This is a genomic window from Thioalkalivibrio sp. ALMg13-2, assembly GCF_000381185.1.
Lineage (GTDB): Bacteria > Pseudomonadota > Gammaproteobacteria > Ectothiorhodospirales > Ectothiorhodospiraceae > Thioalkalivibrio > Thioalkalivibrio versutus.
Genome location: NZ_KB906116.1, coordinates 1 through 21,576, shown reverse-complemented (window position 1 = coordinate 21,576; position 21,576 = coordinate 1). Strand labels below are relative to the sequence as shown.

Below are 21,576 nucleotides of genomic sequence, written 5' to 3'. Positions count from 1 at the left end.
GTTATTCTGCGCCGGCGGCGCGCGTCGGGCGTTCGCGCGGATCGGCGGAGCGGGCATCTTCGCGCTCAAGCAGGGTGACGACCGGGACCGACTCGCTGTCTTCGCTCACCAGCTGATCGCCTTCCATCCACGGTGGCGGCAGCTGCGGACGCATGTCCTGGACCTGGGCGAAATTCGGGAACTCCACCTTGGAAAACAGTTCCGCAGCGGATTCCTGCGCCTGCGGGTTTTGCAGGGTCAGCACGAAGCCGGTGGCCAGCACCAGCAGGGAAAACTGGAAGCGCTGATCGCTGTAGGTGGAACGTGAACGCAGCAGGTCGAGCATTGGATGGTCTCTCGGGAGTCTTGCCTGCATAGACAGTACGCCCGGACGAGGGTTTCCATCAAGCAGGCCCGGTGCGGAGCGGGGCTTTGAGTTGCCACCGACCCGGGTCGTGTCAGGGGCAGCCGGGGGCGTGTTGCTTCAGGATGCGCGGCGGCAGACCAGAAAGACCTCTTCGACGCCGTCGGTGGCGACCATGCCGGGGGTCAATTCGAGGGGCTTTTGCAGGCGCAGTCCCAGGGGCATCAGGAAGCGGTTGTAGACCTTCATCGCGACCGGCCGATGACGTTGCAGGAACCACATGCCGAGGTCATTGAGGCGCGAGGATTTGGGCTTCATGCCGAAGATCGCGCTTTGCTCGATCTGCAGGTGGTGGCGTTCCAGCAGTTGCGTCAGCTTGGCCGGTTCATAGCGCCGGTAGTGGCCGACGATGTCGTCGAACGGTGTCCAGTATTCCGGGTGTAGCGGGGTGGAGAGCAGTACCCGGGCCCCGGGTGCTGCCACCCGCGAGAGCTCGGCCAGGGCCGCCTCGTCGTCTTCCACGTGCTCGACGATGTCCAGCGCGCACACCAGGTCGAAGCTCTGGTCGGCGTAGGGCAGGGCGGAGATGGGGGCGGTGTGGGTGATGCCGCCCGCGCTTTCCAGTGCCGCCAGGGCCGGTGGGCTGATATCGACAAAGTGGGTCCCGGCGATCGGCAGGCGCGGGCGCATGCCGGGCCCGACTTCGAGCCGGCGGGTATGCGATTCGGCCAGGCTGGATACCAGGCTCCAGGTGTTGAAGCGCTCCGGGTGCACCAGACGCGTGTCCGCCCACAAGCCATCGTAGAAGCGCTGGTTGACGTCGCCGATGTCCGAATGTTGCTGCGGGGCAGTATCGTGGGTCACGCGGTGGCCGGGCTTGAGTGGTGCGCAACAGTGTAACCAACCTGACGGGTGGTCACAGGCTGACTGGGTAGACTCCGGGAAGCCGTTCTCGGTTTGGTGGGCGGGTCAGCGCCATCCGCTGTGTCATTCGTCGGTCTCAAGGCGCCGTGAGTGGCGGCGCTGAATCCGGTGGCGCAGCGCGGCGCCCAGCAACAACAGCACCGCCAGCGCAAACAGGGGCAGGAGGGTTTGCGGTTGCAGGGCCTCGCCGCTCGCGAGGGCGTCGGTGGTCCCGTGGATGGCGGTGGCGTACACGCTCCATTTGACGGCGAGCCCAAGCACGGCTGCCAGCAGGAAACGGCCAAGTGGAAGGCCCAGCGCGCCGCCGGCGTAGTTGACCATCGAATGGGGAAAGCCGGGGAGCACGCGCAGCGCGATCTGCGTGGCGAGGCCACTGTGGCGGTGCAGGAAATCGGCCAGCCAGGCGTCTTCGCGGCGTTCGTGATCGGGATGGCGCGCCAGGCGGGCGGACACGCGGTACGCACCCCAGGCACCACTGACGCTACCTGCGAGGAGCAGACCGATGGCTAACAGGGGCGGATGGAACGGGGCGATCAACCAGAGGATGAGCGTGCCGGGCAGGGCAAAGGTCAGCATCAGGGCCATCAGGAGCACCAGCCCTGCCGTGGCCCAGGGGCCGCCCGCGACGGCATCGCCCCAGGCCAGCAGGCGGACCGGATCGCCGATCCACAGCGCGATGCCGATGCCCAGCGCGATCAGCAGCACCAGCAGGCCGCGCCCGATGTTGGTGCGGGAACATCCGTTGGGTCGGGGGCGGGGGGGCGTCATTGAGCGGGGCCTCCGGGGAGCGTCCGGCGTGATGCGGTCAGAGTAGCGGATGCGCAATCCCAAGGTTCGGTGGGCAGGTCGCATCGGCGCCGCGGATCGGTACACTCGGCTCAGGCACCCGGGGAGGAGACGCGCATTGAGCAAGAAGCTGGAGAATCAGACGGCACACAAGATCCTGCGCGGGCTCAAGTCGCACTATCCGGTGTTCTACCTTCTCGGCTGGGACGAAGATCGCATGGAGCGGCTGCTGCGTTCGGTCGCACGTTCGTTCTACGGCGAAGACGGCCACCTGGAAGTCTGGTCGGCGAGTCACGGATTTGGCGAGCACGACGACCCGAATGCCCCGACGACGGACCCGGTAGCTGCAGTGGCGCGGGTGGCGGCCGGCGAGACGGATGCCCCGCGCATGGTCCTGCTGAAGGATCTGCCCATGTGGTTCGATGACAACCCGGCGCTGGTGCGCGGAGTGCGCGACCTGTACTACCAGCTGAAGAAGGGGCGCAACGTGGTGTTCCTCAGCTGCCCGTTGCTGAAGCTGCCGGAGATCCTGAAAAAGGAGGTCTTCCTGGTCGAGGTGGAGCTGCCGTCCGAGGCCGAGGTGCTGGAGCAGCTCGAACACACCCGTGGCGCCGAGGCGGTCCCGCGCGAGCAGTTGTTCCGGGTGGCGGCGGGAATGCGCGGCCTGTCGCTCAACGAGGTCGGGCACCTGAGTGCGCGGCTGTTCCGCGGCAAGCCGCTGCCCGAGGCCGACATGCTGGCCGAGATCCAGGAGGAGAAGGGCCAGATCCTGCGCAAGGAGAGCTGCCTCGAGTTCTATCCGCCACAGCGCTCGCTGAAGGATATCGGCGGTCTGGAGAACCTCAAGGAATGGGTGCGCACGCGCGCCGACCTGTTCACCGAGAAGGCCTGGAACGACAACGTCCCGCTGCCGGCCGGGGTGCTGTTCATGGGGGTGAGCGGCTGCGGCAAGAGCATGGCCGCCAAGGCGATCGCCACCGCCTGGGGCTTGCCGCTGGTGCGGCTGGACATGAGCCTGGTGCTGTCCGGCAGTTTCGGTACGCCGGAATACGCCTTTGCCCGGGCCACCCGGATCGCCGAGGAGATCGCGCCGATGGTGCTGTGGGTGGACGAGCTGGAGAATGCCTTCGGTTTCGACAGTCACGCCGCGGGCAGCGCCGGCAATGTAAACATCTTCTCCAGCTTTCTCACCTGGCTGCAGGAGAAGTCGCCCCGGGTGTTCGTGGCGGCGACCGCGAACCGCATCCAGCAGCTCCCGGCCGAGCTGATGCGCAAGGGGCGCTTTGACCAGCTGTTCTTCCTCGACCTGCCGAATGTGGATGAGCGCAAGGAGATCCTGCGCATCCACGTCGAGCGTCACGGCGGCAACCTGGAGGACTTCAACCTGAACTACATGGCGGCCAGCACCGAGGACTGGAGCGGGGCCGAGATCGAGCAGGCGGTGAAGTCGGCGCGGATCGACGCCTACCAGGAGGGGCGGGTGTTCAACCAGCGCGACGTGATCCGCAACGTGATCAACACGGTACCGCTGTCGCGGACCATGGTGGAGCAGATCCGCGAGATCAAGAGCTGGGTCTTCCAGCGCGCGATCAATGCGTCGAAGCCGGAGCCGAAGGGCGCCGCGTCCGGCCCGCCGAAGCCGCCCGGCTGACCGCCGGGCCTGGTTTTCCGGGCGCCGGAGCGTGGGCTCCGGGTGGCCTATACTCCGATCAGGGGGACGCCAGAGCCGGTACGGGTCCCGGTCCCCCACGGGTTCGGATACGGGTCGCCGGTGGAGGAATGCTCATGTGGCGCAATGTTTCTTTCGCGATTGTCCTGGCGGCGGTCCTGGGTCTCGGCGGCTGTGCGACCTATCAAGGGTCGCAGGAACAGGCCGGGATGGTGATCGGCGGCGTGCTGGGGGGCGTGCTTGGCTCGCAGGTCGGCTCCGGGCGTGGCCGGACCGCGGCGATCATCGCCGGCACCCTCGCGGGCGCGGCGATCGGTGGCTCGGTGGGCCAGTCCATGGACGAGGTCGACCGGTTGAAGACGGCCCAGACCCTGGAGAGTGTGCGGACGGGTGTGCCCTCGCGGTGGGTCAATCCCGACAGCGGCAACCAGTACACCGTGATGCCGACGCGGACCTACGAGACCACCGCCGGCCCGTGCCGCGAATACACCATCGACGCGGTGATCGGAGGCCAGACCGAGCAGGTGTACGGGACCGCCTGTCGGCAGCCGGACGGCAGCTGGCGTATCCAGGGCTGAGTGGCGGGCCTGGTCCGAATCTCAGACAGACGGTTCCGGGTTCGGTTGCCCCGGCCCGGGCGAGTCGTCGGCGGTACGGGTGTCCTGGAAGTCGGATTCGGCTCCAGCATCCAGAGTGCGCGAGACGACGCAGTCACGCCCCTCGCTCTTCGCCTGGTAGACGGCCTGGTCGGCGCCCCGGAAGAGGTCGTTCATGTCGATCTCGCGACCGCAGGGACGACTGGTCACGCCGAAGCTGGCGGTAATGGTCAGTCCGGCGGGCTTGAGTTCGCGCAGTTGCTGGCGCAGCTCCTCGGCACGGGTATGGGCATCGAACAGGTCGCACTCGGGCAGGACCAGCAGGAATTCCTCGCCGCCGAAGCGCAGGGCGACATCGGCCTCGCGCCCGGTGGTACGTAGCAACTCGCCCACGCCAACCAGCACCTCGTCGCCTACCAGGTGGCCGTGGCTGTCGTTGATCTGCTTGAAATGGTCGATATCCAGCAGGATCAGGCTGAGGGCCATGTCCTTCTGGTTGGCTTCGGTGAAGAAGCGTACGGCGCATTCGGCCAGGACATTACGATTGCGCAGGCCGGTGAGGGGATCGATCATCGCCATGTCGTAGAGTTTCTGGCGCTGGCTCTGGACTTCCTCGAGCAGGCGCTTGTTCGCCAGGAGGTTGCCGATGCGGGCGCGGACCTCGTCTTCCAGCACCGGCTTGGTCACGAAGTCGTTGACCCCCAGGCGGAAGAGCTCGGCGCGTCGGTTCGGGTCGTCGAGGCCGGACATCGCGACGATCGGCAGGCTGGTCTTGTCGGGGAAGCGGTGGCGCAGGCGGCTGACCAACCCCATGCCGCTGATGTCGCCCTCGACCAGGATATCGCTCAGGACCAGATCCCAGGTGCCCTCGTCGAAGGCATTCAGGGCGGCGGAGGCGCTGCGAAAGTGCGCTACTTCGAGACCCATGCCCTCGAGGATGCGAGTCATCACCCGGGCGACGGTGGGGCTGTCCTCGACATACAGCACATGCCCCTCGTGGGCGTGTTCCACCGGCCGGCCGTAGCGTGCGGCCTGGTGGAACAGGTCACGGATGTTGGTCTTGTCGTGGAGATCGGTGGCGCCGGCCTCGAAGGCCGCGCGGCGTATGTCGTGGTCCTGCTTGGTGGTCAGCAGGATCAGTGGCAGATCATGGCCGGCGGGTTTGGCGCGTGCCTGGCGGCAGAACTCGATCCCGCTCATGTCGGGCAGGGTAATGGAGGCGCAGACCAGCTCGAGGTCGTTTTCCTCGATGCGGGCGAGGCCCTCCGCACCACTTGCGGCCATGATCGGCTTGTGGCCGGCGGCCAGGACCATGCGGCTCCATAGCGCCCGGAACACACGGGAGTGGTCGACGACCAGGATCTTCATGGCGGGCCGTCCATTGGGCGGTCTCGCCGGGGCGCGGTCGTGACCGGCGGTCGGAGCGTGTCTGCCGTCATGCTGGGTCCTGACTCCATTCAGTGATCCGCAGGCAAATCCGGATAATGCGCGTCTTCGCGCCGGGCTTCAAACGGGCCGTCAAGGCGCGCTGGACAGGGCGTGCGGGCACGGGAACAATGCGGTCATCTGGCGTGCGACAAAACACTACGGCCAGGGGAAAGGAGTCCGGCATGAGCTACATGCAGCGAATGGGGAGTCTGCTGCGGTTCGGCAAGGCCGGCGAGCGGCGTACAAAGGCACGCCAGGAGGCCGCTCGCGGGCTGCGGGTGCTGGTGGTGGATGATTCGCGCACGGTGGTCGCGCTGCTCACCAGCATGCTCAAGCAGAACGAGCTGGAGCCGATTGGCGTCGGCGATGCCGAGGAGGCGCTGGCTTTGGCGCGCGAGAATCCACCGGACCTGATCTTCCTGGATATCCTCCTGCCCGGGATGACCGGGTTTGCCATGCTGCGTCAACTGCGCCGGGACCCCGCCACCGCGAAGGTGCCGGTGATCATGATCAGCGGCAACGAGGACGCGGTCGAGCAGTTCTTCCTCGATCGCATCGGCTCCGACGACTTCATGAAGAAACCCTTCGGCCGCGGAGAGGTGTTCACCCGCATCGAGCGCCTGGTGGCGAAGGGGCGTCTTCCGGCCCGCCCGACGCGCTTCTCCGGATAGGAATCCCGGACCCGCACTCGCGGTTCAGGCGGCCTGCCGGGCCCGCCAGTCGCCGATCTCGTCGTGCAGGCGCTGTTTTGCGCTGGCTTCCAGGAACGCGGCGTCGACGGCGTTGCGTGCCAGTTTTTCAAGGTCATCCAGGTCCAGCTGCAGGGCCGCGGCCGTGGCGCGGAAGTTTTCCCCCACGTAGCCGCCGAAATAGGCCGGGTCATCCGAGCTGATGGTGACGCACAGCCCCGCGTCCATCAGGCGCTGCAGATTGTGTTGTTCCAGGCGCTCGAACACGCACAGCTTGATGTTGGACAGCGGGCAGACGGTCAGCGGGATCTGCTCCCGCGCCAGGCGCTGCATCAGGTCGGGGTCCTGCTCGGCCTGGACGCCGTGGTCGATGCGCGCGACCTTGAGCAGGTCCAGTGCCTGCCAGATGTAGTCCGGTGGTCCCTCCTCGCCGGCATGCGCCACGGCGGGGAATCCCTCGGCCCGCGCGCGCTCGAACACGGCCTGGAATTTCTCCGGCGGGTTGCCCAGCTCCGCGGAGTCCAGCCCGACTGCGTGGATGTGCTCGCGCCAGGGCAGGGCGGTCTCCAGGGTCTCCATCGCGGCCTCGGCGCTCAGGTGGCGCAGGAAACAGAGAATCAGGCGGCTGGTGATGCCGAGCTCCCGTTCGCCGTCGGCCAGCGCGCGGTGGATGCCGTCAATGACCGTCGCGAAGGGCACGCCGCGTTCGGTGTGGGTCTGCGGGTCGAAGAAGATCTCGGTGTGGCGGACGTGGTCGTCCCGGCAGCGTTCGAGGTACGCCCAGGTTAGGTCGTAGAAATCCTGCTCGGTTAGCAGGACGCAGGCGCCCGCGTAGTAGATATCCAGGAAGGATTGCAGGTCGTGAAACTGGTAGGCGGCCCGAACCTCCTCGACCGAGGCATACGGGAGCTCGACATTGTTGCGCTCGGCCAGGGCGAACATCAGCTCGGGTTCCAGGGAGCCCTCGATGTGCAGGTGCAGCTCGACCTTGGGGAGCGTGGCGATGGCGTCTTGCATGGCGGGATCCTGCGGTGTCGGGGAGGAAAGTGCGCAGAGGCTAGAACTGCCCGGGGCGCCCGACAAGTAACCGGGGTCACCCGAGGGGCGAGAGCAGTTCCTGGAAGAACCGCGCCAGCAGGCCGGGTTCCAGCCACAGCATGAAGGCGATGCCCCAGGCGCCGCCCCACAGGTGGGCGCTGTGGTTGATGTTGTCGCGGTTCTGGCGCTGGGCATAGAGCGAATAGCCGACATAGAGCGCCGCAAACACGATGGCCGGGACCGGGATAAAGAACACGAACAACAGCGACCACGGCTGCAGCAGGATGTAGGCGAACAGCACCGCGGAGACCGCGCCGGATGCCCCCAGGGAGCGGTAGCCCGGGTCACGCAGATGGCTCAGGTGGCTTGGCAGGCTGGCGAGGACGATGGCGGCCAGATAGAACAGCACGAAGCCGCCCATGCCGATCGCGGGCACCAGCACGCGCTCCATGGCCATGCCGAAGAAAAACAGCGTGATCATGTTGAACGCGAGATGGGTGCCATCGGCATGGATGAAGCCGTGGGTCACCAGGCGCCAGTATTCGCCGCGCTGCACCGAGGGCGGGTGATGGATCATCGCCTGCAACCAGCGCGGGTTCTGCCATGCGAGCAGGGAGACCGCGACGGTGGCGACGATCAGGTACAGCGTCACACTCGGTTCAAAGTTCACCGGCAACCTCCAAGGACCCGTAGCGCCAGGCCTGCAGGCCGTCGGGCCAGCCGCCCGGCGCCAGCCCGGCCTTTTGCAGCAGGGCATCGAGGAAGGTCTCGGGATCGGGCAGTTGTTCCCAGACCGCAGGGAGGAAGGTGGCGCGGCGCGCTCCGGCCTGAACGACCAGGCCGTCCCGGCCCGGTTGTAGCTGATCCAGCAGGCCCTTGCGCTGCGCGGCCTCCATGGGTCGCGAAGCGGTCAGCAACGTGACCGAATAGGCGAGACCGGCCAGTTCCGACGTGCGCAGCGGCGGAAAGCGCGGGTCATTGAGCGCCGCCGCGCGAGCGTTGTGCAGGACGTCCGCGGCCAGGGGCCGGTGGGCCTCCAGCGTGCCGATGCAGCCGCGCAGGGTTTCCCCTTGCTTCAGGGTGACGAAGCTGGCGCCGGGATCGGGTAGCGGGTCGGGCTCCTGTTCCAGTGCAATGGGGCGGGCGGGGGCATGGTGCGCGGCCCGCCGGATGGCATCCGCGGCCAGTTGCAGCAGGCGCTCGCGCGCCGGCGCGGGCAGGTCGATGGCGTGCGTCATTGCAGCATCCAGGCGCCGTAGCCGACCACCTGGTCGCGCGGGCCGGCGGTGTCGCCGGAGTTGCGCTGGTCCAGTGTGGTGATGGTGAGACCGCGCTGTCGCGCGAGCCGCAACAAGCCCGCCAGCGGCCGGCAGCCGCAGGCCTGTTCCGGCCCCAGCGCGTGTTCGTCCAGCTGTTCGATGGCACGGGTGGTGGCCGTGTCCAGGCGGCATGCGGTGGCATAGTCGTGGAAGTGGGAGAGATCCGAACTCACGACGATCAGGGTTTCCGGGCCGCCCCACAGCCGTTCCAGCACGCTCGCGACCTGCTCGGACGAGGCATCCCCGACCACCAGCGGGACGAGTTCGAATTCCCCCAGTGCCACCTGCAGGAACGGCAGGTGGGCCTCCAGGCTGTGTTCCGGTCCGTGGGCGATGTCCAGTAACTGGACGCCGGGCAGGTCCTCGATGGCGTCCAGGGCTTCGTGGTCCACGGGGATGTCTCCCAGCGGGCTGCGGTAGGCCGTTGCCGTAGTGGTCGCGATGCCGCGAAAGGGTACGCGATGCGATGGACCCAAGAGGATGACGCGCCGGATCTTTCCCGCCAGGGGGCGGATGTGCGCATAGACCGAGGCCGCCACCGGGCCGGAGTATGGGTAGCCGGCATGCGGCGCGATCAGGGCCTTGGGCGGCGCCGCGTCCGCTACGAGCGGGACCGCATCGAGCAAGCGGGTGACCGTGGCGCGCAGCTCCTCGGGCTCGGCCGGGTAGAACTGGCCCGCGATGGCGGGCTCGCGGATGCGGGGCTGTGCCGTCATTGAGGGGCTCCATCAAGCATTATGTTGTTGAATATTGGGGTTGTGCCCTCATATTCAAGACCATGAATCACGGTCTGGACTGGATATGAACGACATCCCCGAACACGACGCATTCACCGTCGCCACGCGCTACTGGCATGCCCTGGAGGATGGCCGCGTACAGTGCGATCTGTGCCCGCGCTACTGCAAGCTGAAGCCCGGACAGCGCGGCGCATGCTTTGTGCGCGCCAATCTCGACGATGCCGTGGTGCTGACCAGCTATGGGCGTTCCTCCGGCTACTGCGTGGATCCGATCGAGAAGAAGCCGCTCAATCACTTCCTCCCGGGCAGTCCGGTGTTGTCGTTCGGCACGGCCGGCTGCAACCTGGCCTGCAAGTTCTGCCAGAACTGGGACATCAGCAAGTCGCGCGAGATCGACACGCTGGCCGATCGTGCCGATCCCGAGACCATTGCACGTGCCGCCGAGGCGCTGGACTGTCGCGCGGTGGCCTTTACCTACAACGACCCGGTGATCTTCCACGAGTACGCCATCGACGTGGCGGCGGCCTGCCGCGCGCGGGATATCCGCACAGTGGCCGTGACGGCCGGTTACATCACCGAGCAGGCGCGCGGCGAATTCTTTGCCGCCATGGATGCGGCGAACGTGGACCTGAAGGCATTTACCGAGCGCTTCTATCACAAACTGACCGGGGCCCATCTGCAGCCGGTACTCGACACCCTGGAATGGCTGGTGCACGAGACCGATACCTGGGTCGAGATCACCACGCTGCTGATCCCGGGAGAGAACGACAGCGATGTGGAGATCACCTCCATGGCGCAATGGGTCCGGGAGCATCTGGGGCCGGATGTGCCGCTGCATTTCACCGCCTTCCATCCGGATTTCAAGATGACCGAACACCCGCGCACGCCGATCGATACGCTGCAGCGGGCGCGGCGCATCGCTCGCGAGCAGGGTCTGCATCACGTGTATACCGGCAATGTGCATGACACGGAGGGCCAGAGCACCTGGTGTGCGGGCTGCGGGCAACGCGTGATTGGCCGCGACGGGTACGAACTCTCGGACTGGAGACTGACCGCCGATGGTTGCTGCAACGCCTGCGGGGCATCGGTGCCCGGGGTGTTCGAGGCGCTCCCCGGCAACTGGGGCGCGCGGCGTCAGCCGGTGCGGCTAGCCGATTTTCGGGGGGGTCTGATTCGCAGGGCTTGAAAAGGCCCTCTCCGCGACCTAGTTAACTCGGTAGACAGGATTTGCAACGGAGGTGATCACCATGGACCTGCAAAAGCTCAAGCCGTGGAACTGGTTCAAGCGCGAGGAGACCGCGAGCACGGAGGTCGTGCCGGCTCGGCGCGAGGGTGCCGACCCCTTGATGCGCATGCACCGCGAGATGGACCGGATGTTCGAGGACTTCTTTGGCTCGGCCCTCGGGATGCGCGGGGGTGATGCCGCCGCCTCGCTGCTGCTCAAGCCCAGTGTGGATATCGCCGAGACCCGCAAGGCCTACCGGATCAGCGTCGAGGTGCCGGGGATCGACGAGGACGCGATCGACCTGACGGTGGATGGCGACGACCTGATCATCTCCGGCGAGAAGCGCCAGGAGACCGAGGAAGACGCCGCGGGCTATCATCGCGTCGAGCGGGCCTACGGACAGTTTCGCCGTATCCTCAGCCTGCCCGGGGACGCCGATATCGATGCCATCCAGGCGCGGTTCAAGAACGGTGTTCTGAAGATCGATATCCCCCGGCGCAAGGATGACGCCCGGCCGGGCGTGCGCCGGATCGAGATCGGCTCCTGAGGGGGGCATCACACGGCGGCCTGCCGTGCGCTGAATGATCGCCGGGACCGCCCGACGACAAGGATGTGAGACCAGCGAATGACACGACGGATCGTGATCTGTGCGGACGGAACCTGGAATCGCCCGGAGGAGGACATCGAGTCGGACGTGCCGACCAATGTCCTGCGCCTGGCGCGGGCCATTGCGCCCGTCGATGCCATGGGCGACCCGCAGCAGGTCTACTACGACTGGGGCGTGGGGGCGTACTACGCAAAGATCTCGGGTGGTGTGACCGGACGTGGCATCCACAAGAACATCCAGGATGCCTATCGCTACATCGTGCAGAACTACGCCCCCGGCAGCGAGATATTCCTGTTCGGTTTCAGCCGCGGGGCGTACACCGTTCGCAGCCTGTGCGGCTTGATCAACAACTGCGGGGTCCTGAAGCGCCCGGATGCACGGTTGATCGAGCAGGCCTTTCGGCACTACAAGAACACCGGCGCCAGCCATGCGCCCGAGGGCGAAGCCTCGCGTACCTTTCGCGCGAAACATGCACATCCCTCGCGGGAGATCCGCTTTGTTGGCGTCTGGGATACGGTCGGCGCGTTGGGAATCCCGTTCTCTCTGCTGGGAATGTTCGATCGTACGGATGAGTTCTACGACACCAAGCTGGGGCCCAACGTGCGCATCGCCCGCCATGCCATGGCGATCGACGAGACACGAGCCGACTTTGAGCCCACCCTGTGGGATCCGCGCCCGGGGCTGGATCTGAAGCAGCTGTGGTTCAGTGGCGTGCATGCCGACGTGGGCGGCGGCTACGCCCCGGATGCCGAGGGGCGTCTCGCGTCAGAGGCCCCGTTGGCGTGGATGATCGAGCAAGCCCGGATGGCCGGGCTGCACGTGGAGGGGTATCTGCCGGATAACCTGCGCCCCGACCCGCTGGCGTCGCTGCACCGCTCGCGGCGGCACATCTATCGCCTGCGACGGCGCTATCGGCGCCCGTTGTACCAGCCGGGTCACCCGACCGAGGTGCATCCGAGTGCCGTGGAACGCTACCGGAAGGATGTCGACTATCAGCCCGGGAACCTGCGCGCGTTTCTGGACGAATGGGGCTGGCCGGACGCCGACTGAATTCCCCCGGATGGAGTAAACGCTCGCGTTGGGAGGCCGGGTCTCCGTTATCCTGTAGGAATAGCAGACGGAGATTCCCTCAATGCAGCCATTTCCCTCGAAGAACGTGTTTGGCGGGGCCCTGGAGCCCTGCAGTCGCGGGCCGGTCACCGGGTTTTATCGCGACGGCCGTTGTGCCACCGGCTACGACGACCAGGGCATGCATACCGTGTGCGCCGAGCTCACCCGCGAGTTTCTCGATTTCTCCCTGGCACGGGGGAATGATCTGATCACGCCAGTTCCGGAATTCGGCTTCCCCGGCCTGGAGGCAGGGGATCGCTGGTGCCTGTGCGCCGCGCGCTGGCTGGAGGCCTACCGGGCGGGGGCGGCGCCCGGGGTCTTCCTGCGCGCGACGCACGAGGAGACCCTGGCGGTGATCCCGCTGGACATCCTCAAGGAACACGCGCGCGACCCAGCTGATTGAGATGGAGGCCCTCCTCGGAGGGTCGGTAGGGGGCCGGGGTGGGCCCCGCTGAAATTACAGGGAGAAGACGGATGGATCCGTACATGGTGGGGCTGACAATCGCTCGGGTCGATAACGTGGACATGGGGAATCGGGGGGTGGCCGATGGTTGACCGCATGGCCGTGCCCGAGATCGAACGCTTCCGGATCACGCGGACGCTGGGTACGAGTGCCCGCGACGGGCTCTATGTCGCGCACGACCCGCTGCTGGATCGGCAGGTCGCGATTCGAACGCTGACCAACGTCGCGGCGGACGCTTCGACCCGCCAGGCATTGCTTGAAGACGCCCGCCGGTTAAGCCGCTTTCGGCACCCGAACATCGCTCCAATCTTCGAGGCGGGGGACTACGCCGACGGCGTCTACCTGGTGTTCGAGTACGTCGAGGGCGAGACCCTGGAGCAGATCCTGGCGCGCGGACCCTTGCCGATCGATCGCGCCCTGGCCCTGATGCGCGAGCTGCTGGATGCGGCAGCGGCGGCGCACGAGCAGGGCATCCTGCACGGGGCCCTGCAGCCGGCGAACGTGACCGTGAACCCCGAGGGACATGCGCGCATCACCGGGCTGGGCATGGCGCTGCCCGACGTGGCCGCGCGTGGCGAGAGCCACCTGCCGGATACACCCTACTACCTGGCGCCGGAACGGCTGGCGAATGAGGCCGCGACCGAAGGGTCCGACGTGTTCTCCCTGGGGGCCTTGTTCTTCGAGATGCTGACAGGCGAGCGCGCGTTTGCCGGTGATAGCCCCGCGGCGATCCGGCAGGCGATGCAGGCGGGGGCGCTGGAGCCACCCTCCGGTCGCACCGGCAATGGCGACGAACGCTTCGACGCCCTGGTACTCCGGGCCACCCGCCCGGATCCCGCCGAACGTTTCGCATCGGCCCGCGAGTTTCGCGAGGCGCTGGTGGTGGCCGTCGAGGGCGAAGGCCAGACGGGCGACGGATCGCAGGACTTCATCCTGCGGCGGATCCGGCGCAAGCCTGATTTCCCCGGTATCTCCAGCCACATCCGCGAGATCACCCAGTGTTCCGACGACACCATGAAGCGCTCGGTGGCCGAGCTGTCGAATGCCGTGCTGAAGGACTACGCCACCACGCAGAAGCTGCTTCGGCTGGCGAACTCCCCCTTTTACAGCAACTTTGGCGGCAATATCCGCACCGTTTCGCGCGCGATCGTGCTGCTGGGCTTCGAGCAGGTGCGCACGGCGGCGCTCGGGCTGGTGCTGTTCGAGAACCTCAAGGGCGGGCGTCATTCCGGACGCCTGATGGAGGCGCTGGTCGGCACCCTGTTCAGCGCCATGCTGGCGCGTGATCTGGCGGAACAGGTCGGCGGGGTGGAGAGCGAGCGGGCGTTCGTCTGCGCGCTGTTCCACGATATCGGTCGCATGCTGGTGTTGTACTACCTGCCGGAGGAGGCGGACGAAATCCGCATTCGTGTGGGGCAGGGTACGGGTGAGGGCAGTGCCGCCCGCCAGGTCCTGGGGATCTCCTACGAGGCCCTGGCGCGCAGCGTGCTGGAGGACTGGAACTTCCCGCGCGAGATCGTTACGTCGGTGGAACGGGCTCCCTCGGGCACGCTGCCGGCCGCGCGGGATGCCGACCAGCGCCTGCATCGTATCGTCACCCTGGCGTCGGAGATGGGGCAATGCATTACCCAGGCGGATCGCGACCAGCAGGGCGCTCTGCTGACCGATCTGCGCAGGCGCTACGAACGTGCCCTGGGCGTGGATGCCCGCGGAATGCAGCGGGCCATCAATTCCGGGCGCGAGCATATGGATCACTTCCTGACGGTGGTCAAGCTGCCGCCGGAGGGCCGCGAGCCGTTGAACCGGCTGAAGGCGAATCTGGGTGTGCAGATCGATGACAGCGACGCGGCGGATATCGAAGCCGCGGACGGGGGCGGCGAAGCGGCGGCAGCCGCAACCGCCGATCCCGCCGCCCAGGCCGCGGCACTGATGGAGACCCTCACCGACATGCTGGACAGCATGGTGGGCGAATTCGAGCTGAACACATTGATGCAGACAACGCTCGAGACCCTGTACCAGACACTCGGTCTGCGGCGGGTAATGCTGATGCTCGCCGATCGCGAGCATCGGGTGCTGGTGGCGCATACCGCCTTCGGAAAGGATGCCGAGACGCTGTCCGGACGGCTGCGACTCGCGCTCGCGGGCAAGGGCGACATCCTGTCGCTGGCCCTGGAACAGAAGAAGGACCTGGTCATCACCGACAGCCACGAGGCCTCGATCAGTCGCTATATCCCCGACGAGTTTCGCCAGGCCCTGGATGCGCGCAGTTTTCTCCTGCTGCCGCTGGCGGTGCGCGATCGTTGTATCGGGCTGCTGTATCTGGAATTGCCGGCCGGCGCAGCCGTGGAACCGACGGTCCTGCGGGCCCTGAAGGCCGTTCGCAATCAGATGGCTCTGGCCATTCGGCAGGCGCGCGATTGACGCCGCCCCCACCCGCGGACGCGCGCGGGTGGGGGCGGTCTGCACAGTGTCGATCGCTCCCCCTCAGTCCGCCGGATGGGACCGGCGGATGCCGGCTTTTGCGAACGACTAACGGATTCTGCACTCAATCGCTGTTGCCCCTCGATAAGTGGCGCTAAGGTGGAGATGATGCAAGGCTGGTCGAACATTATGGCGGCCAGATGCGACAGTTGGACAACAGTGGTATGCCCTGGGGACTGTTACAGCAGGAGATCCCGGTTTCCGATCTGCAGGTTGGTATGTACGTCAGCCGGCTCGATCGTCCGTGGCTGGAGACGCCCTATCTGGTCGAGGGGGTGCGGATTCGCTCGCAGGACGATATCGACGAGCTCGCTCGCCATTGTGTGCATGTGTTCGTTGATCTGGAGAAGAGCGCGCCGGCGTCGCTGAGCCGGCTGCCATCGGCTGCGGCGTCCGCGCGGACTGCCGTGACGGCCTCGAGCCCGGCCGAGGCCGCCCAGTTCCGCGGCATGACGGTGTATCGCGATCACTGCTCGGTGGAGCAGGAGCTCCCGGCGGCCAAGGAGGCTCAGGCGATCGCCGGGCGTGTGCTGGAGCAGATCCGTGCCGGCATGGAGCGCAACCCCGGGGTGCGTCTGGCGGCGGCCCGCGAGGCGTCCGAGGCGTTGCGCGAGAGCGTGGAACGCAACCCGGACGCCCTGCTGCTGCTGGCCAGGCTGAGCCACTCGGACGATGTGCTGTACGCCCACTCGCTCAATGTCGCGATCCATCTTCTGGCGCTGGGCCGGCACATGGGGCTGGATCGAGCCGAGTTGTCGACCCTCGGGCTGGGTGGTCTGCTGATGGACATCGGCAAGATGCAGATGCCGCGGACGCTCCTGGGGCGCCGCACGCGGCTGTCCCCGGATCAGCGGCGCGAGATTCAGCGCCACGTGGAATATGGCGAGGCGATCCTGCAGCGCTCCCACGGGATCCCGGAGGGCGTGCGCGACATTGTCGCCCAGCACCACGAACGCGAGGACGGGCGTGGCTACCCACGGGGTCTGGTAGCCAACCAGATCTGTGCCTATGCGCGCATGGCGGCTATCGTGGATTCCTACGAGGAGATGCTGACGGAGGGCGGCCTGGCCGGGACCCCCTTCGAGGCCCTGAAGGAACTGCGGGAGAACGCGCGCTGGGGGCTGAATTCGGCGCTCGTGGATCAGTTCACCCACTGCGTGGGGCTGTTTCCCGTGGGCAGCCTGGTGGAGCTGGACAACGGCGAGGTCGCGATCGTGCTGAGTCACCGCCGCACGCAGCGCTTCATGCCCCGGGTGATGCGCATCCTCGATCCGTCCCATATGCCGTATCCCGACCCGTGGGAGCTGGATCTGGGCTCGCCTGCGCCGGATTCCGAGGGGGCGCGGCGGCAGATCCTGCGCGACCTTCCGGCGGGTGCCTACGGGGTCGATCCGGCGCGCTATTATCTTTGAGTAGATGCGCTTCCGTATTGGGGATCGCATCTACTGATTTCGCCGCATGGGCGTAGCCGCCGGACTTCTGTCGATGTCGAAGCTGTTTGAATATCACAATTTTCTCCGTGCCCTGGACGGGATTTCCCCGCGCCCGCAGGAGGCCGGGGCGCAAGCAGCCGTGACCGTCATCGAACTGGAGGGGCTAAGGGACGTGGACGCGGCCCTGGGGTACGCCGCGGGAGACGAACTGATCCGGAACGCGGGTCAGGCGCTGGCGAGCGCTCTGAGCGACGGCCTGGTCGGTATCACCGGACGTCATCAGATCACCTGTGCGCAGCCGGCCGTGGCCGGGAGTGGGTTCGCCGAACTGGCGGCCCACAAGATGCTGCGGGTGTTGAGTGAACCGTTTGCCTGTGGTGAGCGGCAGGTGCTGCTTTGGCCGCGTGCCGGGCTGGCGCTGGCGGGCCCCCGGGTGGTGCGCCCGCAGGATTTGCTGGCTCATGCCTATGCCGCAGTTCGGCAGGCGCGACGGGCTCGGGCGCGCCTGCGCCTGTATGCCCCGGAGGCGGCGGCGACCATGCTGGAGGGCGTGGATCTGTGGTCCCAGCTGGGGCAGGCCATCGAGGAGGGAAGCCTGCACCTCGAGTATCAGCCACAGGTCGCGCTGGCATCGGGCTGCGTGCAATCGGTGGAAGCCCTGTTGCGCTGGGATCACCCGCAGTATGGCTCGATCCGTCCGGACACCATGGTGCGGGCGGCGGAGGGAACGGACCTGATGCCCCGGCTGACGCACTGGGTCTTCAACACGGCCCTGCGCCAGTGTGCCGAGTACCGCCAGGCCGGACTGGACGCGGGGATCTCGGTGAACTTTTCCGCCGACGACCTGCAGGAACGGGAGGTGGTGGATCTGGTGGCGCAGTCACTGGAGGTCTGGCAGGTGCCGGCGGAGAGCGTCACGGTGGAGCTGACCGAAACGGCGGTGATGGAGAGCCACGACGCCGAGGCGCGTGCGGCCCTGCACGGGATGAAGGACCTGGGCTTGCGGGTGTCCATGGATGACTTCGGTATTGGCTATTCTTCGATGGAGCGGCTGCTGCGCATGCCGCTGGACGAGCTCAAGATCGACATGACCTTTGTCCACGAACTGGTGTCCAGCCGGCCGCACCAGCGCATCGTGGAATCCATGATCGGGCTCGGCCAGAAGATGGGCCTGAGCGTGGTGGCCGAGGGCGTGGAAGATCAGGAAACCCTCGACCGCCTGCGCGCTCTGGGCTGTGATCTGGTGCAGGGTTTTTATCTCGGCCGGCCGGCGCGCCTGGCGCAATTCATGGAACAGACGCGCGCGGGCCGTGACCCGGGCGCGTGCTGAACCCGCCCAACCCGTCCTCGTTGCGGCGCGCCAGTGCACCGAGCCCGTAGTCTGGAAGCATGACACGTGCTCCCGGGGCAGGCTGTCGGTGACGTCGACCACCCGCCCGTGGATGGTCATCCAGCAGTGGCAAGGCGGGGTTTGGCGGGCCCGTTCCCCCTGGATAACTGCTGGACGATCATGCGCCGCCCCTGCCGGCATCGCGGGAACGCAGGTACCAGTGGATGACGATCCAGTCGTACAGGGCATGGGTGACGATGACCACCAGCAGGTTGCCGGTCAGGTGATAGAGCACCCCGAGGTAGAGCCCGATGACGGTGGCGAACACGAAGTACAGGCGGCTGATCGAATGGGCGAGTCCAAACACGATCGCCGCGGCGACGATCGCCCACTCGGGTGACCAGCGTTCGGTCAGCCAGCCCTGCAGCACGCCGCGCACCAGGAGCTCCTCGCCCACGCCGGCGAGGACGGCGATCAGCAGCACGGCGCCAGGCAGGGCGTGGCGAAAGAGTTGGTGCACGAAATCGCGCACCTGGTCGGCCAGTGCGCGGTAGGGCTCCCAGCCGCTGATCGCAAGCGTGCCGAGCAGCATCAGCATGGGCAACACGGCAAGGGCGCCCAGCGCGGCGGCCTCCAGGCTCCAGTCGATTCGCTCGTCGAGCGGGATGCCGGCCACCCGGGCCAGGATCAGGGCGAGCGGGATCAGCGCGGCCTGAAAGGCCAGGCCGGCCAGCAGCGGGTGTCGCGCGACCGCTTGACGGAAGCTCATGGGGGTTGCGCCGGGACGTGTGGACTCATCCGCGAGAGGATGCCCGATTCCGGGGGTGGTTGTCCCCAACGGAATGGCCCCCGCGGCGCCGAGACCGGCGGGCGCGGGGGCCGGGTGGGGAGGCTGGATGGCCTGTGGTGGCCCTCCAGGCGGCGGCCGGCGTCAGGTCTTGGCTTCCTCGATGCGGATCAGGGCCAGTTCGTGGAACAGTCCCTTCATCAGGCTGACGCACATCAGCAGCAGCACGATGACGAATGGCAGGCCGGTGCTCACCGCCCCCGCCTGCAATGCATTGAGGGCCGCTGCACCGCCAACCGCCAGCAGGACCCCCGCGACCACGCCCTCGGTGGTGGCCCAGAACAGGCGCTGGGATTGCGGGGCGTCGGTCTTGCCGCCCGAGGTGATGGAGTCGATCACCAGGGAGCCCGAGTCCGAGGAGGTGATGAAGAACACCAGCACCAGGGCGATCGCCAGGAACGAGGTGATGGCGGTGAACGGCAGGTGCTCCAGCATCTGGAACAGGGCCAGGGAGGAGTCGGAGATGCCGTCCGCCAGGGCCCCGATGCCGTCCCGCGCCTGAGTCAGGCCGGAGCCGCCGAAGGCGCTCATCCAGACCACGGTGACCAGGGTCGGCACCAGCAGTACGGCGGTGACGAACTGGCGCACGGTGCGGCCGCGGGACACGCGGGCGATGAACATGCCGACGAACGGCGACCAGGAGATCCACCAGGCCCAGAAGAAGATGGTCCAGGCGTGGTAGAAGGTCTCGTCCTCGCGCCCGACCGGGTTGCTGAGCGGGATGAAGTACTGCACATACCCGGTGACCGTGGTGCCGATGCTGGAGAGGAATGCGAGGACGCCCCCGGCGATCATCACGAACAGCAGCAACAGCGCGGCGAACACCAGGTTGATGTTGCTGAGCACCTTCACCCCGCCGTGGATGCCGCGCATGATCGACAGCAGGGCGATGATGGTCACGCCGATGATGATGGCGACCTGGGTGTTCAGGCCGGAATCGATGCCGAACAGGAACTCCATGCCCGAGGCGGCCTGCTGCGCGCCGAGGCCTAGCGACGTGGCCAGACCGAACATGGTGGCGAGCACGGCAAGGGTGTCGATCACGTGGCCGATCGGGCCCCAGATGCGTTCACCGAGGATCGGATAGAACGCGGAACGGATAGTCAGTGGCAGGCCCTTGTTGTAGGCAAAGAACGCGAGCGCCAGGCCGACGACCGCGTAGATCGCCCAGGGATGCAGTCCCCAGTGATACATGGTGGCCCCCAGCGCGGCCTGCCGGGATTCTTCGGTCCCGCCTTCGATCCCCAGCGGTGTGCCGAACCATTCGGTGAAGTAGCCCACCGGTTCGGCGACGCTCCAGAACATCAGGCCGATGCCCATGCCCGCGGCGAACAGCATCGAAAACCAGGAAATGACCGAGAATTCCGGCTTGGCGTCCTGGCCGCCGATGCGGATGCGCCCGATGGGCAGGACGACCAGGGCCAGGCAGAACAGGACAAAGATGTTGCCGGCCGACAGGAACAGCCAGTCGAAGGTGCGGCCGATCCACTGACGCGTGTTGTCGAGGTGCTCGTTCGCCTGTTCCGGAAAGACCAGGGACAGGATGACGAATGCGATAATCAACAGGGCGCTGGTGACGAAGACCGGATTGTGCAGGTCCAGCCCCAGCGGGTTGATGTTCTGCTCGCCGATCTCGTGGTCGGTGTCGTATTCGGCTTCCAGTTCCTTTTTCTGCTCTTCGAGATCGTGCGGATTCTCGTTCACCGTCTCCTCCTCGCTTCTTGTTTTTATCGGGTGCCTGCGTCAGCCTCGGCGCGCGGCGACCTCGTTGAGTAAAGACGGGCAATCGGCAAATTGCAAAGCCCTTTGGCCGATTGGTCGCACGGACGTTATGGGGACACGGATCCGCGTCTCCCGGAGGCGGCAGGTGCACACAGGGCCTGTTCGCAGTGGCCCCGTGGTCCACGCACCGTTACCGTAGTAGCGACGATGAACCCATGTGCAGAGGGGAACCGAATGAAGGCCTTGTTGATTGATCCGGAGCAGCAGACGATCGAAGCCGTGGACGTACAAGGGCGTGACGACATTGCCCGGCTGATCGGGTACGACACGCTCGAGTCCGACGAGATCGGGCCGGAGGGTGATCGCCTGTTCTTCGACGAAGAGTGCTTCCTGCGCGGAACCACCGGGCGCTTTCAGATCGACAGCGTGATCCCGGTTTCCGGCAAGGGGCTGGTGGTTGGCAGTGACGACGATGGCGCGACCCTTAAGGACGTCGCATCCGATCTGGAGTCCATCCGGGGCCGGATGAAGTATCTCTAGTGTCCTTTAACAAAAGTTCGTATTTTTATCGAGGCGATCGGTTAGACGGGCGATCGACGCGATAATTTGATCGGCTGTTTTGCGCCAGATGAACGGTCGAGGCTCATCGTTGTACGTCTTCAGGTATTCGCGGATGGAGTCTTCGAGTTCGCGAGTACTGCGATGCGATTGACGCTTGATCCAGCGCTGCGAGATGAGCGCGAAGAAGCGTTCGACCAGGTTGATCCAGGACGCCGAGGTCGGCGTGAAGTGCACGTGGTAGCGCGGTCGTGCAGCGAACCAGGCCCGA

At 66.5% G+C, this 21,576-nt stretch carries 21 protein-coding genes and 1 pseudogene; 11 read left to right on the top strand and 11 right to left on the bottom strand.

The annotated features are described in order from the left end of the window. Nucleotide 1: 1 nt before the first annotated feature. From F618_RS0110895 to F618_RS0110885, 3 genes are all read right to left on the bottom strand, one after another. Nucleotides 2-325 carry a hypothetical protein gene (locus F618_RS0110895; RefSeq protein WP_018170090.1) on the bottom strand — a complete coding sequence of 108 codons (324 nt, stop codon included), beginning with the start codon at nucleotides 323-325 and terminating at the stop codon, nucleotides 2-4. Between the two features lie 138 nt (nucleotides 326-463). Then, nucleotides 464-1,207: a class I SAM-dependent methyltransferase gene (locus tag F618_RS0110890; protein WP_018170089.1), complete on the bottom strand. Its 744-nt coding sequence runs from the start codon at nucleotides 1,205-1,207 to the stop codon at nucleotides 464-466. A 123-nt stretch (nucleotides 1,208-1,330) separates the two neighbouring features. Next, nucleotides 1,331-2,035 carry a TVP38/TMEM64 family protein gene (locus F618_RS0110885; protein ID WP_019568560.1) on the bottom strand — a complete coding sequence of 235 codons (705 nt, stop codon included), beginning with the start codon at nucleotides 2,033-2,035 and terminating at the stop codon, nucleotides 1,331-1,333. Between the two features lie 136 nt (nucleotides 2,036-2,171). On the opposite strand from F618_RS0110885, the gene F618_RS0110880 reads away from it, so the two are divergent. Together F618_RS0110880 and F618_RS0110875 are read left to right on the top strand one after the other, a co-directional pair. After that, on the top strand, nucleotides 2,172-3,704 hold the full coding sequence (locus F618_RS0110880) for an AAA family ATPase (protein ID WP_019568559.1): 1,533 nt from the start codon (nucleotides 2,172-2,174) through the stop codon (nucleotides 3,702-3,704). Between the two features lie 134 nt (nucleotides 3,705-3,838). Then, nucleotides 3,839-4,300, top strand: a complete 462-nt coding sequence (locus F618_RS0110875) for an RT0821/Lpp0805 family surface protein (protein ID WP_019568558.1) — start codon at nucleotides 3,839-3,841, stop codon at nucleotides 4,298-4,300. Nucleotides 4,301-4,321: 21 nt separating this feature from the next. Here the strand turns inward: F618_RS0110875 and F618_RS0110870 are convergent, their stop codons facing one another. Continuing rightward, complete coding sequence (locus F618_RS0110870; RefSeq protein WP_019568557.1) at nucleotides 4,322-5,686, bottom strand: diguanylate cyclase; 1,365 nt, start codon at nucleotides 5,684-5,686, stop codon at nucleotides 4,322-4,324. A gap of 242 nt (nucleotides 5,687-5,928) precedes the next feature. Between F618_RS0110870 and F618_RS0110865 the strand changes: the two genes are divergently transcribed. Continuing rightward, nucleotides 5,929-6,417 (top strand): PleD family two-component system response regulator, encoded by a 489-nt coding sequence (locus F618_RS0110865; protein WP_018144221.1) that lies wholly within the window; start codon nucleotides 5,929-5,931, stop codon nucleotides 6,415-6,417. A gap of 24 nt (nucleotides 6,418-6,441) precedes the next feature. Here F618_RS0110865 and F618_RS0110860 read toward each other — a convergent pair whose 3' ends face one another. The 4 genes from F618_RS0110860 to amrB all read right to left on the bottom strand — a co-directional run bounded on the left by F618_RS0110860 (nucleotide 6,442) and on the right by amrB (nucleotide 9,508). Continuing rightward, nucleotides 6,442-7,452, bottom strand: coding sequence for an adenosine deaminase (locus F618_RS0110860; protein ID WP_019568556.1), 1,011 nt, complete (start codon nucleotides 7,450-7,452; stop codon nucleotides 6,442-6,444). Nucleotides 7,453-7,528: 76 nt separating this feature from the next. Continuing rightward, nucleotides 7,529-8,143 (bottom strand): rhomboid family intramembrane serine protease, encoded by a 615-nt coding sequence (locus tag F618_RS0110855; RefSeq protein ID WP_018170084.1) that lies wholly within the window; start codon nucleotides 8,141-8,143, stop codon nucleotides 7,529-7,531. Next, nucleotides 8,133-8,711, bottom strand: a complete 579-nt coding sequence (amrA, locus tag F618_RS0110850; RefSeq protein WP_019562958.1) for an AmmeMemoRadiSam system protein A — start codon at nucleotides 8,709-8,711, stop codon at nucleotides 8,133-8,135. The genes F618_RS0110855 and amrA overlap by 11 nt, the downstream gene beginning before the upstream one ends. Continuing rightward, the gene (gene amrB, locus F618_RS0110845; RefSeq protein ID WP_019562957.1) at nucleotides 8,708-9,508 is read right to left on the bottom strand and encodes an AmmeMemoRadiSam system protein B; all 801 of its coding nucleotides are present in this window, start codon (nucleotides 9,506-9,508) and stop codon (nucleotides 8,708-8,710) included. Before amrB ends, amrA begins: the two co-directional genes overlap by 4 nt. An 85-nt stretch (nucleotides 9,509-9,593) precedes the next feature. Between amrB and amrS the strand changes: the two genes are divergently transcribed. From amrS to F618_RS0110805, 7 genes are all read left to right on the top strand, one after another. Further along, nucleotides 9,594-10,715 (top strand): AmmeMemoRadiSam system radical SAM enzyme, encoded by a 1,122-nt coding sequence (gene amrS, locus F618_RS0110840; protein WP_019568555.1) that lies wholly within the window; start codon nucleotides 9,594-9,596, stop codon nucleotides 10,713-10,715. A gap of 61 nt (nucleotides 10,716-10,776) precedes the next feature. Beyond that, the gene (locus tag F618_RS0110835) at nucleotides 10,777-11,301 is read left to right on the top strand and encodes an Hsp20/alpha crystallin family protein (protein WP_019568554.1); all 525 of its coding nucleotides are present in this window, start codon (nucleotides 10,777-10,779) and stop codon (nucleotides 11,299-11,301) included. A 78-nt stretch (nucleotides 11,302-11,379) separates the two neighbouring features. After that, a complete protein-coding gene (locus F618_RS0110830) occupies nucleotides 11,380-12,411 on the top strand; it encodes a DUF2235 domain-containing protein (RefSeq protein ID WP_019568553.1) in 1,032 nt (343 codons plus the stop codon). Between the two features lie 82 nt (nucleotides 12,412-12,493). Continuing rightward, nucleotides 12,494-12,874: a DUF2237 family protein gene (locus F618_RS0110825; RefSeq protein ID WP_018144213.1), complete on the top strand. Its 381-nt coding sequence runs from the start codon at nucleotides 12,494-12,496 to the stop codon at nucleotides 12,872-12,874. Between the two features lie 156 nt (nucleotides 12,875-13,030). After that, nucleotides 13,031-15,355, top strand: a complete 2,325-nt coding sequence (locus F618_RS0110815) for an HDOD domain-containing protein (RefSeq protein WP_019568552.1) — start codon at nucleotides 13,031-13,033, stop codon at nucleotides 15,353-15,355. Between the two features lie 224 nt (nucleotides 15,356-15,579). After that, nucleotides 15,580-16,827, top strand: coding sequence for an HD domain-containing phosphohydrolase (locus tag F618_RS0110810; protein ID WP_051080754.1), 1,248 nt, complete (start codon nucleotides 15,580-15,582; stop codon nucleotides 16,825-16,827). Nucleotides 16,828-16,900: 73 nt separating this feature from the next. Beyond that, nucleotides 16,901-18,178: an EAL domain-containing protein gene (locus F618_RS0110805; RefSeq protein WP_019568550.1), complete on the top strand. Its 1,278-nt coding sequence runs from the start codon at nucleotides 16,901-16,903 to the stop codon at nucleotides 18,176-18,178. 178 nt (nucleotides 18,179-18,356) lie between these two features. On the opposite strand, the gene F618_RS0110800 is transcribed toward F618_RS0110805, so the two are convergent. Both F618_RS0110800 and F618_RS0110795 read right to left on the bottom strand, forming a co-directional pair. Then, entirely contained in the window at nucleotides 18,357-18,947 is a 591-nt protein-coding gene (locus F618_RS0110800; protein ID WP_019568549.1) for a CPBP family intramembrane glutamic endopeptidase, read from the bottom strand. A 162-nt stretch (nucleotides 18,948-19,109) separates the two neighbouring features. Beyond that, a complete protein-coding gene (locus tag F618_RS0110795) occupies nucleotides 19,110-20,729 on the bottom strand; it encodes a BCCT family transporter (RefSeq protein ID WP_019568548.1) in 1,620 nt (539 codons plus the stop codon). 252 nt (nucleotides 20,730-20,981) lie between these two features. Between F618_RS0110795 and F618_RS0110790 the strand changes: the two genes are divergently transcribed. After that, on the top strand, nucleotides 20,982-21,287 hold the full coding sequence (locus F618_RS0110790) for a hypothetical protein (protein ID WP_019568547.1): 306 nt from the start codon (nucleotides 20,982-20,984) through the stop codon (nucleotides 21,285-21,287). 6 nt (nucleotides 21,288-21,293) lie between these two features. On the opposite strand, the pseudogene F618_RS14850 reads toward F618_RS0110790, so the two are convergent. Beyond that, nucleotides 21,294-21,576: pseudogene (locus tag F618_RS14850) on the bottom strand (IS630 family transposase); the annotation flags it as partial.

Excerpts from the sequence above, each read along its gene's own strand:
- amrS (WP_019568555.1), top strand. The coding sequence starts at position 9,594 with ATGAACGACATCCCCGAACACGACGCATTCACCGTCGCCACGCGCTAC.
- F618_RS0110815 (WP_019568552.1), top strand. The coding sequence starts at position 13,031 with ATGGCCGTGCCCGAGATCGAACGCTTCCGGATCACGCGGACGCTGGGT.
- amrB (WP_019562957.1), bottom strand. The coding sequence starts at position 9,508 with ATGACGGCACAGCCCCGCATCCGCGAGCCCGCCATCGCGGGCCAGTTC.
- F618_RS0110830 (WP_019568553.1), top strand. The coding sequence starts at position 11,380 with ATGACACGACGGATCGTGATCTGTGCGGACGGAACCTGGAATCGCCCG.
- F618_RS0110825 (WP_018144213.1), top strand. The coding sequence starts at position 12,494 with ATGCAGCCATTTCCCTCGAAGAACGTGTTTGGCGGGGCCCTGGAGCCC.
- F618_RS0110895 (WP_018170090.1), bottom strand. The coding sequence starts at position 325 with ATGCTCGACCTGCTGCGTTCACGTTCCACCTACAGCGATCAGCGCTTC.
- F618_RS0110865 (WP_018144221.1), top strand. The coding sequence starts at position 5,929 with ATGAGCTACATGCAGCGAATGGGGAGTCTGCTGCGGTTCGGCAAGGCC.
- F618_RS0110790 (WP_019568547.1), top strand. The coding sequence starts at position 20,982 with ATGAAGGCCTTGTTGATTGATCCGGAGCAGCAGACGATCGAAGCCGTG.
- F618_RS0110835 (WP_019568554.1), top strand. The coding sequence starts at position 10,777 with ATGGACCTGCAAAAGCTCAAGCCGTGGAACTGGTTCAAGCGCGAGGAG.
- amrA (WP_019562958.1), bottom strand. The coding sequence starts at position 8,711 with ATGACGCACGCCATCGACCTGCCCGCGCCGGCGCGCGAGCGCCTGCTG.
- F618_RS0110875 (WP_019568558.1), top strand. The coding sequence starts at position 3,839 with ATGTGGCGCAATGTTTCTTTCGCGATTGTCCTGGCGGCGGTCCTGGGT.
- F618_RS0110805 (WP_019568550.1), top strand. The coding sequence starts at position 16,901 with ATGTCGAAGCTGTTTGAATATCACAATTTTCTCCGTGCCCTGGACGGG.
- F618_RS0110810 (WP_051080754.1), top strand. The coding sequence starts at position 15,580 with ATGCCCTGGGGACTGTTACAGCAGGAGATCCCGGTTTCCGATCTGCAG.
- F618_RS0110860 (WP_019568556.1), bottom strand. The coding sequence starts at position 7,452 with ATGCAAGACGCCATCGCCACGCTCCCCAAGGTCGAGCTGCACCTGCAC.
- F618_RS0110800 (WP_019568549.1), bottom strand. The coding sequence starts at position 18,947 with ATGAGCTTCCGTCAAGCGGTCGCGCGACACCCGCTGCTGGCCGGCCTG.
- F618_RS0110885 (WP_019568560.1), bottom strand. The coding sequence starts at position 2,035 with ATGACGCCCCCCCGCCCCCGACCCAACGGATGTTCCCGCACCAACATC.
- F618_RS0110870 (WP_019568557.1), bottom strand. The coding sequence starts at position 5,686 with ATGAAGATCCTGGTCGTCGACCACTCCCGTGTGTTCCGGGCGCTATGG.